The following is a 13,700-nucleotide window of genomic DNA, read 5'->3' as shown; positions in this document are numbered from 1 at the left end:
GTTAATAGTGGCTGTCTAACTGTTTTAAAAACTTTTCGGCATTGGTTAAATGAGTTTGCTGCTTTTCTGTTGCCATTTTATCAAAGGTATTTACCAGCATCCCTAAACGTGGGTTTTTCAAAAAGAAACTGCGGTGTACGTGCATAAACCGCCAAAACAGTCCATCCCATAAGGGCTGCCACTCCCCTTTTTCGTAATCACTCATTTTCATTAAATAGTTACTGCCGCTTATGTACGGCTTTGTAGCCATCAGGCCGCCATCGGCAAATAGCGCCATACCATAAACATTAGGTACCATTACCCAATCATAGGCATCTATAAACATTTCCATAAACCAACGGTATACCTCGTCCGGATCAAATTCGCACAACTGCATAAAATTCCCCAATACCATTAATCTTTCAATATGGTGGCAATACCCTGTTTTTAAAATCTTTTTAATGGTTACATCAATGGGCGCAATGCCTGTTTCGCCCGTCCAAAAACTCTGCGGAATTTTCCTTTTAAATTTCCAATAGTTAGTGGTACGTTGTTTACTGCCTTCGCGTTCATATATCAGGTGAATAAACTCCCGCCAACCTAATACCTGCCTTATAAAACCTTCTAATGAGTTTAATGGGATTTGATATTCTTCAGCCACAGCAATTGCGTTGTCAATAATTTGCTGGGGTTGCAGCAGCCCGGTATTCAGTATCGGGGTTAATACAGAATGGTGGAGCACAGCTTCATTGGCTACAATGGCATCCTCATAAATGCCAAATTTTTCGAACCTGTTTTTCAAAAAATCGTTCAACCAATTTTCAGCATCTTCAAATGTTACCACAAACAAACAGGGGCTGTTTAAATCGCCATAATTTTCAGGAAAATGCTGCTGGATATATTGTTTAGCTTCAATAATATATTGATTCTCTTTTGGTAATTCAAGCACAGGTACTTTTTCCTTTTTGGGGAACTTTTGCCTGTTATCCGCATCAAATGTCCATTTACCTCCAAGCGGTTTGCCATTATCTTCCAACAAAGTATTCCTTTGCTGCCGCTGCCAGGTATAAAAATCAGTTTGAAAATAGCCTTTCTTTTTACTGAAATATTGATCTGTATTTTCAGTTGTATTTAAAAAATTGGGGCTATCGTAAATGTGTAGTGCTATGTTATGCTTTTTACAGGCTTGTTGCATTCTTTTCAGCAACCAATCATCAGCCACAGCTGCAATATGAATATAAGCTATTTGTTGAGCAGCCAGGCTGGCTACCAATTGCCTGCAATCATTCTCTATAGCGCCGGTTTCAATATAGTTAACGGTATAATTATTTTGTTGCAGATGGCTTTCATAAAATTTCATGCTTGCCCTGTGCAATATTAATTTTTGCCGGTGAAAGTTGTACTGACGGTAAAACAGCCCTTCTTCTACAAGGTAAACCGCGCGATCTTTTTGTAAAGCCGGGTGGTTTTGAAATAATTGGTGAGGGAAAATAATTGTAACTGAATTTACCATGCCATGTTAATGCTAAGCAATATTATATGTTTAAAGACCATCATTATATATTAGGTGAAGTAAGTACGTAAAAAACATATCGATAAAAAAACTTAGTGTCAACTTTTCTCAGCTTCGCTCACTTTAGTCCTCAATTTAAACCTATGTAGCAAACAAACTTATTAAACGAAACCTCAATCTTTAAAAAAATCCCAAAACTTTAATTTAACCCGGCTACTGTATCATTCCCCAGTAATTTTTTAAGCGGCTAAGCCCACACAACCTATAGCTATAATTCATTTTTTTTATTTTTGATACGAGTTAACAATAAGATTTACAGCTTTTTAAATTTTAAAAACTGTAAAAAAAAACAAAAACAGCTATAACTGAAGTAACAGCGGCGCTTAATATTTTTAAAGAAGCTATTAATAGTGTCTTTATCTTCGCGCCCATTATATCTGATCCTTGTATGTATTTTTGCAGAAAACCCCTGCTGCTTTTTTATTTATTGATCCAGGCATTTGCTGCCGGAGCCAAATCGCACCCGGTTGATTCATTATATAAAACAAAAGATATACAGGACGTTATCAGGGCCATTCTGAAAACAGACAGCTATAGCGATACCAGCAAATCACATTCTAACTTGTCGCTTTTACCATCCATTGGGTACAGCCCCAGTTATGGATTAGAATTTGGGATCATACTATCGGGAGGTAAAAACTTTGGCGACCCGGCCAATACAACCTTTTCTATATTTAATACCAATGTTTTTATATCATCAAACGGACTTTCTTCGGCCGAATTGAAACACAACGCTTTTAGCAGCCACAACCGGTGGAACTTTCAGGGTGGTTATCAGGTGGGCAGAACCATTGCTTTAGATTATGGATTAGGGACCGGGCATTCGCATCAAACTGATGTTTTTGTACTAAACGGGGTACCGCTCGCCAATAACCCAAATGTGATGCAGATTAAGTTTAACTATCTGAAATTGTATGAAAAGGTATATCGCAAACTGTTTGATAATTTTTATGCAGGCATGGGGCTTATAGTTGACGGTTATCAAAACATTGACAACCAGCGGAAAGGAACTTTAAGACGACGCAGCTACAATACCTGGTACAGTGCCAGGAACGATTATCCATCAAACGGATACTGGGCAAATGGCGTATTATTTAATTTACAATACAATTCCCGCGATCATCCTAACAGGCCCTATAAGGGTATATATGCTGATGTTGTTCTGCGCGTAAATGCTGAGGAATTAGGAAGCGAACACGGCGCTACTCAATTAAAAACGGAGTTAAAAAAATACTGGTCGTTATCAAGCACCAATCCGGAGCATGTTTTAGCTTTTTGGTTATGGGGCAATTATTTATTAAAAGGTTCCCTGCCCTATCTGGAACTACCGGGTACAGGTACTGATGCCGAAGAAAGAAGCGGACGCCCTTACACCATTGGACGATTTAAAGGGACATCCTTTTATTTTAATGAAATGGAATACCGTTACCCTATTACTGAAAACAAGTTACTCAGCGGTATAGCATTTATAAATATACAAACCGGCAGCAACGGGCAAAATATACATTTATTTGAACGATGGAACAGCGGAGAAGGTGCAGGCCTTCGCCTGCTATTTAATAAATATACACGCTCCAATATTTGTATGGATTATGGGGTAGGCAATTATGGCGCAAAGGGCCTTTTTATAGGGCTAAACGAAGTATTCTGATCTTTTAAAACAATATAAATCCCCTAAATAATGACAAGAATAAAAAACAACAACATGATTAAGCATTTACAACTTTGCTTTAAAGCAACACTTTTATTAATATTTTTTTTAAGCTCATTTAATTGTTTGGCCTCTCCTGTTAAGGAGCGGTTTACCGACAGCACCAAAACAGATTCGGCCTGGTACAAAAAGCTTGCTATTATTACCGAATACCAGTATTTTAAAACAGTGCATCATAGCGTTTTTAATGGCGGTTATGTATTTGTAACTTATAATGCAACAGCACACTTTTCAATGGGGCTTGGTGTAGCTTATGATTACAGCAAACTACATATTGACAATGGTTATAACCTGAGGCACATGAAGATATTACCGGTACTTGCAGATTTCAGGTATTTACCTTTTCCTCAATGGGCGGTATCGCCCTTTGCAATTGCAGATGTTGGATACTCAACCTTTATAAAATATCAGCAGGAGGATCCTGCGCATATTGAGCCCACAAAAAATGTTACTGATAAGGGCTTGTATACATTTGGCGGGTTTGGGGTGTTAGCAAAGCTGAATAACAGGGCATCATTTTTTACCAACATGGGCTTTACCGGGGTACACATGTCTTTTAATAACAATGACGTAAACCCGCGGGGCTTAGCTTACCGGCTTGGTTTAAAGGTAAATCTGCAATAAGTGTTTATTTAATTACCAGCCTTCTATCTGCACGCATTGATGATACAATTTGGGTGTAGCTATGCAGGTAATGATGATCGCCGGGTAATAATTTAACAAAAAAGTTTTTCATCACCAGGTCAGCAAGCGGTTTGGGGGTTTCGGCCTCTCCATAAAAACAATATACAGGGATACTTATTTTCTCTACTTCGTCCTTTACTTTATAAGTCCTGTCATCATCCCCGGTGCTGATCAGGTCTGTTAAGCGCACTTTAAAGTCGGATGATAGATAGGGTGACAATAACTCCAGCTTGCTGACCCTGGCCTTTAAATCATCAGGGAGGCGGTTGTATATAAACGGAACAACATCTGCACCAAAAGAATAACCGCTCAAAACAATCCGAGTTGACTTCCACTCCCCGCTGTATTTTCTGATCATCCTGATAAAATCATTTGCCGTTTGCTCCGGCGTTTTTTGATGCCAGAAATAGGTCCGTGAGTTGAACCCTAAAACATGATAACCTCTTTTAGCAAATTGCACAGCCAGGGTATCATTAAAACCAAGCCATCCCCCATCGCCCGAAAGCAAAACGATCATTTTTGAAGTAGTTGGGTTTGAAGGATGATAGACAATTAAGGGTAGTCCCAGCTCTTCGGTTTCAATCCCCCTGTTTGCAACTGTTCTTTTCTTTAGCAATAGGCCGCAGCTGCTAAAAAAAAACAGGATATACAAGCAAATAAAAAGTCCCGTCAGCCTATTTTTAAATGGGTTATCCATACCAAGCAAAAGCATCTATAATAATAGGTTTATTTTTGCTATTTCGGGATAGCTTTTTGCATAATGATGGTCGCCATTTAGAATAATAATTTTAAAACCCGTGGTTTTAATTTCACTTAGCGATTTTTCTTTCTCCTGCTCACCATAGTAACAAATAACAGGAACATCCATTAATTTAACCTCCGCAGCAATATTCATTGATCGTACGGCATTGCCTGAGCCAAGCAAATCCATCACATGGATCTCAAAATCGGTAAAGGAAGATGGCGAGATCAATTGAACTAAACTTACCCTGCTTTTTAAATCATCCGGCAATCGCCTGTAAATAAATGGCGCTACATCGGCACCAAATGAAAAACCACAGATGATGATCTTCTTTTTATGCCACTCGGTGCTGTATTTATTCAAAAGTGCAGCAATATCATTGGCTGTTTCCTGTGGTGTTTTCTTTTTCCAGAAATATTTTAAACTATTAAACCCTACAACGTTAAAGCCATTTGCTGCATAACAATCCACAAGTTTTTGACTAAAGCTGTTCCACCCGCCATCTCCCGATATAAAAAGAATAAGTTTATCCTCCTTATCAATTTTAGCTTTAGTAATAATAACCGGCAGGTCGGCATTAAAAATTGCCCTTTTGGAGTGAGGGATATTTGCATTAACACTGGCTGCAATTAATGTTATGCATAATAGCAGTATGATAAGTTTAAAACTTTTCATGGAAGATCAGGGTTTCATTACTTTATTAAGCACATTTGGTAAACTGATAAGATCGTAATGGTTCTCGTAGATCAGATACTTATTTTGCCACGCAGGTAAAAACTTTTCTTTAAAATCCCTGAGTCCCCTGTAATGCCTAAACTGCTGAAGCTTTTCGTACGCAAACTTTAAAGTTTTTTCGGGCAGATCTTTTGCCTGGTCAATTCCTGATAAAGGCGCTAAACCTAAATTTAGGTATTTATAATTATTTAACTTACAGTAGTTTATTAAGGCTACAATAAGCGCATCGTTAACGCCACCCGGTGCTTCGCTGCTTTTTCTTATCAGGTCGTAAGTTGCTTCGTCCGGTGCAAAATCAGGGATGATATTTAAAAAGCCAAAAACCTGTTCATCCTCATTTTCAACCGTAATAATGGTTTGATTTTTTAGCTTTTCCCAGTCAAACATACCTTGTGTAAATACAATCTCTTCGCGGTTGGTGCTTTTAAGCCAATCGTTTGATACATATTCAAGCTTTTGCAGTAAGCCATCCTTTATGGGCGCATGGTAAATATTTGTTTTGAATCCATTTTTTTGAAGGCTGTTTAATCCATTTCGCATAGATTTTTTATTCTTTCCTTCCAGGCTGAATTTTTCCAGATCAATTATAGCTTCCTGCCCTATAATGAGCGATTTTTTACCGAGCAATTGAAAAAGATGAAGACTTTCCTCTTCTACACGATAATAGGCTGATCGTAAACCCGATTCCATGCAAAACTCCTCAAACTCTTCAAGTAACGCCATTTCGTCCTGCCGGTTTGCACAAACCGGTTGCTCCAACACCACAGCGAAACTACCTGCCATGCGGTAAGAGATTAGGCCTTCGCGCCGCTTACCAAAATAGAGTAATTTATCCTCGTAGGTTTTGAAATAATCAACCGGCGAGGAACCTAATTTTTTAATCAGATCACCGGCTTTAATAAAATCTTCTTTATCATGATTAATGCTGATAAAGTAAGGTTTCAGCAAAGTAAAAAAAACAAGGCCGACTGATAATGTACCGCTGATGCGAATGGTGTTTAAAAAAACAGAGGCAAATTTTGTTCGTGGAGTTAGGTCCTTAACATCCAGCAAAATAAAATTATAAAAGGTATGCTTAACAGAATCAAGAAAGTGAAAATCAATACCAAAGTGCCTTTTATCCAAAAAATAAAAGCCTGTAACACCATAAATAATAATCCCGCTGAAAATTAACAGGGAAGTTTCAATACCAATGGTTTGCAGGCGTATGTTATGCTTTATGTAATATTGTTTTTTGGTAAACCAAAGTACTAAAAGTACAATAAGCGCCAGTAGGCCTTCCTCATAATCAATTGCCTTGGTTATATTTCCTATTAAGGACAAAACACATAATAACATGGCAAACCGCCATGCATTTTTTAAGCCTTTAAAAAGAAAGGTGGATGTAATAATAAGAAGTAAGCCAATTATTAATACCAGGTAATTGGATACGGAGATGGTACCATCAGGTAAAAAGGTTTTTAATAACCTAACCCTATAGCCTAACGATGGTGTTAATACCGAAATAATATTGATGAGCCCTAATCCTAAAAGCATAAGGGCAGGTATAACCCGGAGCACCATGTTACCTTTCCTGAGCACAAAACTTACAATGCCTGCAAATACCGGGAGCCAAAACTCAAACAAGCGGTATATAAGTGTTATGGCTACCGCCTCAGAAGTTGAATATCCATAATGCTTTAATATTACCGTAAGCGAAAACTCAATGGCACCTATCCCCCTTAAAAATGGAGATACTACCAATATTAAAGTAGCTATCACATACCCTATCAAAGCTATTTTCCAGCTGGCATCGGCTCCCATAACCAGCATTGCAATGTACAGGTGTGCCACTCCTGCAAGATCTATCAATACTGCGTAAACGTTTACCAGCGAAAACCATAACTTAAAATCAGGGTGATCTTTAAACTCAGTGTTTATTTTAGGTATGAACCTGTTTAGCAAGCGATACACCCAGCCCTTCCTGAAAAAAGAAGTTAAAGCGTACAGCATTAATATCAGTAAGAAAATAACAATAGCTACCGCCTGGTTGGCATTTTTCCAGCTATCGCCACTTAAGGTTAAATAGGTTAAAACCGGTATTGAAATAATAATTATGGATACAATGCCCGTAAAACCATAAATAGAACTTGCAAAATGAATCCGGTTGCGATTTTCTTCGCTGGTTTCTTTTTGAATATCTTTTGTAAAAAAAGCTAATGAGGTTATGCTACCACCCGGCAAAAAGATGCTGATAAGGTTTCTTTTTAAGAAAAGTACACTTGATTTCCAGAGGCTTAATTTTAACTGAAGTGCCCTGAAACTTGCCTGGTACATAAGGGCTTGTAAACCAATGTATACTACTGTAAATATAACGCCTGCAATAATCCACAAGGGATTACCCGAACGCAGGTAATTACCTACATTTTTAAGTTCCTCTCCCTGGCTGCGGATAAAATAAATTGCAAGGATTAGTAACAGTACACCAGTAATTTCGCTCAGGTATAACCTGGGTTTTATAAGTAACTTTTTAAACATGTATTCGAAAACATAATCAAACTCCCGTCAATTGAAGGGATCAGTAATGTTTCAAAGGTAAAAACTACAAAAGGAATATATTTTAATAAAGTATATTTTTACTTTCAATATAGTTTTACATTAAAATAATAAGTTTAATAATGGCTGATCCACTCCTTTTATATTATAGTAAATCCGTTTAACGGTTAATAAATTTAATCCACCTGCAAAGCACATTAAAATCCATATAAAAGAATACAAACAGATAAATTACTGTGCTACAGCAGGCACATAATGAATGGGCTATAATAAAAAAAGGATACCATTTAAAATAGCAACAGTAGTGTAAAACACGCTTTGCATCTTTAATCCTTAAGCAAATTCGATTACTTAAAAACTCCTTATATCACAGTGATCAACTGCGGTTCGTATTTTGATTTTAACCAGCCTATCGGTTTTAACTGATGGCCCATTTTTATCATTGATGATTCAAACTCATGGGCACTTGCTTCTTCTACAGCTACTAATAACCCACCACTGGTTTGCGGATCGGCCAAAATATACTTTTGCTCTTCGGAAATCGCACCTATCTTATCTCCATAGCTGTTCCAGTTGCGCTGTGTACCGCCCGGCAAGCACTTTTTATCAAGATAGTATTTAAGGGAAGGTATAACTGGTACTTTATCAAACTCAATTACTGCCGACAGGCCGCTCCCTTCGCACATTTCAGATAGGTGACCTAATAAACCAAACCCGGTAACATCTGTCATGGCTTTTACATAATCCATCTGTCCGAATGCTTCGCCTAACTTATTAAGGGTGGTCATGCTTTTTAAAGCTATAGCTGCATCTTCAGGCAGTAATACACCGCGCTTTTGAGCAGTAGATAAGATGCCAACCCCCAATGCTTTGGTAAGATAAAGCCGGCAACCTGCCTTTGCTGTTGAATTTTGCTTAAGCTGTGCAATATTTACTATTCCGTTAACTGCCAAACCAAATACCGGTTCGGGGCAGTCAATGCTATGCCCGCCGGCTAAAGTAATGCCTGCTTCTGCACAAACTGCCCTTGAACCTTCCAATACTTTTTGCGCTACCTCGGGTGGAAGCTTATCAATGGGCCAGCCTAATATGGCAATTGCCAATACTGGCTTACCCCCCATTGCATATACATCACTGATGGCATTAGCCGATGCAATCCGGCCGAAATCATAAGCATCATCCACAATAGGCATAAAAAAATCTGTTGTGGAGATGAGTGCTGTACCGTTGCCCAAATCTAAAACCGCCGCGTCATCACGTTTATCGTTCCCTACAAGCAGGCGTGGGTCGGGTATTGCAGCTATAGGGCTGTGTAAGATCTTGTCTAAAATAGCCGGACTAATTTTGCATCCGCAACCCGCACCGTGTGAATATTGAGTAAGTTTTATTGCTGTTTCCATTATGATAAAGCCTGTTGAGGCGAGGGAATAGTTGATGTAAAAGACAAAATTTGATTTGCATGACTTGCATGATCGGTACCTTTAATAGCCAATGAAAACACACGGTCTGCATTGCGTTTGCTTAAACCGGTACGATAAGTTTTATCATAGTACACCAAAACTATGCGGATAAAATCTTCCATCCGGTTTTCCCTAATGGCTATGATCGCATTTTTAGTTTGCTCCGGGCCGAGGCGTTTGCGGATTCGTTCGGTACAATCGGCAAGAAAATCTTTATCCAGGCTACCGTATTCAGCAGCCAATGATATTACACGATGCTCCAGATCAACTTTCAAATCAATCAACGCAGCTTCGCGCATCTGGTACCAGAACGAATTAGGGATAGAACGCTTACCGATGGTCAGGCTTTCATCTTCTACCCATATTGACTGTGCAGCATCCAATGCCATTAACTCATTGGCTAAATTATTTTCAAACTGTTCCTGGCTCGGCTGCGTCATTTTATTCATGGTGCCATAAGATGAACCCTGGTGCTGGGCAAGGTCTTCCAGGTCAATCATTTGTTCGCCAATAGCTTTAAGCTGATGCAGTATTTTTGTTTTGCCTGATCCGGTCATCCCACCTAAAACCTTCAGCTTATATTTTGCTTCAAATTGCTGATGTACCCAAGCCCTGTACTTTTTATATCCACCCTGAATAACATAAACCTCAAATCCATATAAATCAAGCGCCCAGGCCATTGCACCGCTGCGCATACCGCCGCGCCAGCAATGTACGGCTATCTTTTTATTGGGGGCTATAAGTAAAGCATCTTTAATAAAACCCGACCACTTTGAACCCGTAAGATCAAACCCTAAAAGTATTGCTTCTTCGCGGCCCACCTGTTTATAGGTTGTGCCTACCTTAACCCGTTCGTCATTACTAAATAAAGGGAGGTTATGTGCGCCGGGAATATGGCCATGCTCAAATTCGGCAGGTGTGCGCACATCAAGCAATGCAATATCGGCTTTCAATTGCAAAAAGGCTTTAATTAAAATTGGCTTCACCATTGTGTGGTAAATATACGGTAGTAATTAAACTACCGTATAAATATCCTGGTTAAAACAGCGGTGTATTTAAACACTTTTTGCATTACTCATTAACTTCGAGCACTACCTTGCCATTTAAGCCCCCTGCCGAAAGCAGATCCTGTGCTTTTGCGGCATCTTCCAGCTTAAATACTTTGGCAATCTGTATTTTAATCTTTCCTTCTTCAACCATTTTAGCGCCATATTCTAATTTTTTGTGGGAAGGGGCTGAGGATATGAACGCTGCCGTAACGTTATATTGTTTAGCCAAATCCTCTGATGGTGGCATAACAGCACTTAGTAACTTACCACCCTTTTTAATTACAGCAAATGATTTAGCCAGCGTTTCGCCACCGGCAAGGTCAATTACCAGGTCAGCATCTTTTACAAGTTGGGTAAAGTCTTGCTTTTTATAATCAATCACTTCATCGGCACCAAAAGAACTGGCCAATTCAAGCCCCTGGCCCGATGCTGTACCTATTACATAGGCACCCAACGCTTTAGCCATTTGAACCATAACACCACCAACGCCACCAGCAGCCCCATGTATTAAAACATGCTGGCCAACCTTTAATTCGCCGCCTTCTACCAAAAAAGAATAAGAGGTAACCAGCGGAACGGCCAAGGCAGCGGCTTCATTAAAACTTATACCATCAGGAATTATAGCAGCCTGCTCTTCTTTTAATACAACATAAACTGCATAAGTACCACCAAAAGTGCTGGCAAAAACGCGGTCGCCAACTTTTAAGCGTTCTACACCCGGTCCAACGGCGGCTATTGTTCCTGCAACATCAGATCCGGGAATATAGGGTAATTTTACCGGCATCTGCTGCTGCATAGCTCCTGAGCGTACTTTCATATCTATTGGGTTAACCGTAGTGGCGGCTACTTTTATTAATATTTCATTGGCTTTGGGAATAGGTTGCTCAACGTCGTTCAACTTGATAACACTTGAATCGCCAAAGGCGGTAAATTCTATCGCTTTCATATTTTTATGAGTTTAAACATTTAACAAAGTATTTAACCTTAATGTTTTCATTATTACCCTTTAACTAAGCAATTGAATGGATTTATTTGATTGTTTATTTATATTTTTTCAGCTGTACATAACCCGATATAAAAGAAGTAAAAAATAAGATATTTTAATATCAAAGATTTTTAAATGATTAAAATTGCAGCATGAACCCGTTGATGCAATTGGCCTTTGATTATGTAGAGTTCACTAATACTTCAGTTTTTTTAACGGGAAAAGCAGGCACCGGCAAAACCACATTTTTGCAGCAAATAAAGCAGGAAGCCAGGAAAAAATTAGCAGTAATTGCACCCACAGGTGTTGCAGCAATCAACGCAGGTGGGATGACTATACATTCTTTTTTCCAAATTCCTTTTGGGCCCATTATCCCTGGTGGGAATACCCGCCCCGAAGCGCATTACAGCCCCGATAAAAAAGAACTGCTATATAATTTAGAACTGCTGATTATTGACGAGGTGAGTATGGTTAGGCCCGATGTACTGGATCATATCGACTTGGTATTAAGAAATATAAAGGAATCAGTTGAACCATTTGGCGGAGTGCAGCTTCTGCTGATAGGGGATCTGTCGCAGTTAAGCCCTATTATCCGCGAGGAGGAATGGGCTATGCTGAACCGTTATTATGCCAGCCCATATTTTTTCAGCAGCCTTGTGCTGCAAAAAACGCCTTATATACGCATTGAGCTGGATCATGTTTTCCGCCAAAAAGAGCAGGCCTTTGTTGATATTTTGAACGAGGTACGTAACCAGGCAGTAAGCCCCGAAAATTTAGAAATATTAAATGCCCGTTACCAACCAAATTTTAAGCCAGATACAGCAGAACCTTATATTACGCTAACCACGCATAACAGTATTGCCCAGCAGATAAACGGCGAATTTTTAGAAGCGCTTGCAGGGCAGGAATTTGAATTTAAGGCTAAGATACGCGGAGATTTCCCTAAAGATGCCTACCCTACTGAAACCGATTTAAAGCTTAAAAACGGTGCACAGGTGATGTTTGTTAAAAATGACAGCTCGGCCGAAAAGTTGTTTTACAACGGGAAGATAGGAAGCATTACCCGTATAGCCGGCGATACGGTATTTGTACAATGCGGCCCTGATAGTAAAGAATTAGCTGTTGAAGCACTGGAGTGGAGCAATATCAAATACAAACTGGAAGATGAGCAGATCAGCGAAACTAATGCGGGTAGTTTTGCTCAACTCCCTTTAAAGCTGGCATGGGCCATTACTATTCATAAAAGCCAGGGCCTAAGTTTTGATAATGCCATTATTGATGTAAGCGAGGCTTTTGCCCACGGGCAGGCCTATGTAGCATTGAGCCGCTGCCGTACACTATCGGGCATGGTGCTTCGCAATCCGATAGCACCACAAAACATCATTGGCGACCCAGCCGTTATCCGCTTTAATGAACAGGCACAGCACTTGAAAGCTGATAGAGAAAGACTGGAAGCTGACAGGCAATTATACGCGCAGTTCCTGTTAACCGAACTATTTAATTTTACTGGATTAAAAAGCCGGATCAGCGAGTTTGAAAACCTGCTGCCTGATCTTCAAACTAAGGTACTCAGCGTAGCAGAAAAATCTACCCGGCAGCTCAAAATCAATGATCCTGCCCGCATTCAAAAAGCGTCAGCATATTTTTTAACCGTTTTAAGTGAAGCGGTAGCAAGCCTGTATGCGCAAATCCCTTCCCTGATCGGCCAATCCAAAGAAGGGGCCGCAAAAGCCGATCAGCTTTTATATTGGCTGATTGTAAGGATCGGCTTAATGGAGCATTTTGCTAATGATCCATTCGGGGTTGATGTTTATCTTAATGCCAAAAAAAACGCGCTGGCCAAAGCCAATGCAGATCAATCCAGATCTTATGTTAAGGCATTAAATGCCAAACCCAACGAGAAACTTTATGAGCAGATCCTTGAGTGGCGGCAGCAAACAGCCCAAAATGAAAAACTAATGCCCAACATGGTATTATCAGAAAAAACAGCCGCCACAATTGCCGAAAAGCTACCTGCCACCCTAAAAGCTTTAAGTGCAATTAAAGGTGTAGGTCCACAGAAAACTACGCAATATGGTTCGGAGCTTATTTTACTGATCCGCACTTATCAGCAGGAACTGCAAGGCCCGGAAACTGAACAGGGAAACTTGTTTTTTTAACGTTTTCATTATCATTTTCTCTAATAAGTGACCAATATCATATTTTTCGCTGTTTAACATCATTAGGATTGGATTAATGATACCTGAA

General features: G+C 39.5%; 10 protein-coding genes. 3 read left to right on the top strand and 7 right to left on the bottom strand.

What is annotated here, in order from left to right:
- Position 1: 1 nt before the first annotated feature.
- Complete coding sequence (locus ACQY4U_RS11290; protein ID WP_428329514.1) at positions 2-1,492, bottom strand: cryptochrome/photolyase family protein; 1,491 nt, start codon at positions 1,490-1,492, stop codon at positions 2-4.
- A 448-nt stretch (positions 1,493-1,940) separates the two neighbouring features.
- Here ACQY4U_RS11290 and ACQY4U_RS11285 point away from each other — a divergent pair, with 448 nt between their 5' ends.
- A complete protein-coding gene (locus ACQY4U_RS11285; RefSeq protein WP_428329513.1) occupies positions 1,941-3,203 on the top strand; it encodes a BamA/TamA family outer membrane protein in 1,263 nt (420 codons plus the stop codon).
- Between the two features lie 54 nt (positions 3,204-3,257).
- Positions 3,258-3,887 (top strand): hypothetical protein, encoded by a 630-nt coding sequence (locus ACQY4U_RS11280; RefSeq protein WP_428329512.1) that lies wholly within the window; start codon positions 3,258-3,260, stop codon positions 3,885-3,887.
- A 4-nt stretch (positions 3,888-3,891) separates the two neighbouring features.
- On the opposite strand, the gene ACQY4U_RS11275 is transcribed toward ACQY4U_RS11280, so the two are convergent.
- From ACQY4U_RS11275 to ACQY4U_RS11250, 6 genes are all read right to left on the bottom strand, one after another.
- Positions 3,892-4,563, bottom strand: coding sequence for an AcvB/VirJ family lysyl-phosphatidylglycerol hydrolase (locus ACQY4U_RS11275; protein WP_428329511.1), 672 nt, complete (start codon positions 4,561-4,563; stop codon positions 3,892-3,894).
- A gap of 96 nt (positions 4,564-4,659) precedes the next feature.
- Positions 4,660-5,364, bottom strand: coding sequence for an AcvB/VirJ family lysyl-phosphatidylglycerol hydrolase (locus tag ACQY4U_RS11270; RefSeq protein ID WP_428329510.1), 705 nt, complete (start codon positions 5,362-5,364; stop codon positions 4,660-4,662).
- 6 nt (positions 5,365-5,370) lie between these two features.
- Positions 5,371-7,941: a phosphatidylglycerol lysyltransferase domain-containing protein gene (locus tag ACQY4U_RS11265; RefSeq protein ID WP_428329509.1), complete on the bottom strand. Its 2,571-nt coding sequence runs from the start codon at positions 7,939-7,941 to the stop codon at positions 5,371-5,373.
- Positions 7,942-8,321: 380 nt separating this feature from the next.
- Entirely contained in the window at positions 8,322-9,359 is a 1,038-nt protein-coding gene (gene selD, locus ACQY4U_RS11260) for a selenide, water dikinase SelD (protein WP_428329508.1), read from the bottom strand.
- Entirely contained in the window at positions 9,359-10,408 is a 1,050-nt protein-coding gene (mnmH, locus tag ACQY4U_RS11255) for a tRNA 2-selenouridine(34) synthase MnmH (RefSeq protein WP_428329507.1), read from the bottom strand. The genes selD and mnmH overlap by 1 nt, the downstream gene beginning before the upstream one ends.
- 82 nt (positions 10,409-10,490) lie before the next feature.
- Positions 10,491-11,414 carry an NADP-dependent oxidoreductase gene (locus tag ACQY4U_RS11250; RefSeq protein WP_428329506.1) on the bottom strand — a complete coding sequence of 308 codons (924 nt, stop codon included), beginning with the start codon at positions 11,412-11,414 and terminating at the stop codon, positions 10,491-10,493.
- A 191-nt stretch (positions 11,415-11,605) separates the two neighbouring features.
- Here ACQY4U_RS11250 and ACQY4U_RS11245 point away from each other — a divergent pair, with 191 nt between their 5' ends.
- Positions 11,606-13,612: an HRDC domain-containing protein gene (locus ACQY4U_RS11245; protein ID WP_428329505.1), complete on the top strand. Its 2,007-nt coding sequence runs from the start codon at positions 11,606-11,608 to the stop codon at positions 13,610-13,612.
- Positions 13,613-13,700: the final 88 nt, after the last annotated feature.

Origin of the sequence: Mucilaginibacter sp., from assembly GCF_965277465.1 — a bacterium.
Taxonomy (GTDB): Bacteria; Bacteroidota; Bacteroidia; order Sphingobacteriales; family Sphingobacteriaceae; genus Mucilaginibacter.
The sequence above is the reverse complement of the archived record's forward strand: the minus strand, read 5'-3'. Positions and strand labels throughout refer to the sequence as shown.

Excerpts from the sequence above, each read along its gene's own strand:
- ACQY4U_RS11290 (WP_428329514.1), bottom strand. The coding sequence starts at position 1,492 with ATGGTAAATTCAGTTACAATTATTTTCCCTCACCAATTATTTCAAAAC.
- ACQY4U_RS11285 (WP_428329513.1), top strand. The coding sequence starts at position 1,941 with ATGTATTTTTGCAGAAAACCCCTGCTGCTTTTTTATTTATTGATCCAG.
- ACQY4U_RS11280 (WP_428329512.1), top strand. The coding sequence starts at position 3,258 with ATGATTAAGCATTTACAACTTTGCTTTAAAGCAACACTTTTATTAATA.
- ACQY4U_RS11270 (WP_428329510.1), bottom strand. The coding sequence starts at position 5,364 with ATGAAAAGTTTTAAACTTATCATACTGCTATTATGCATAACATTAATT.
- ACQY4U_RS11265 (WP_428329509.1), bottom strand. The coding sequence starts at position 7,941 with ATGTTTAAAAAGTTACTTATAAAACCCAGGTTATACCTGAGCGAAATT.
- selD (WP_428329508.1), bottom strand. The coding sequence starts at position 9,359 with ATGGAAACAGCAATAAAACTTACTCAATATTCACACGGTGCGGGTTGC.
- mnmH (WP_428329507.1), bottom strand. The coding sequence starts at position 10,408 with ATGGTGAAGCCAATTTTAATTAAAGCCTTTTTGCAATTGAAAGCCGAT.
- ACQY4U_RS11250 (WP_428329506.1), bottom strand. The coding sequence starts at position 11,414 with ATGAAAGCGATAGAATTTACCGCCTTTGGCGATTCAAGTGTTATCAAG.
- ACQY4U_RS11245 (WP_428329505.1), top strand. The coding sequence starts at position 11,606 with ATGAACCCGTTGATGCAATTGGCCTTTGATTATGTAGAGTTCACTAAT.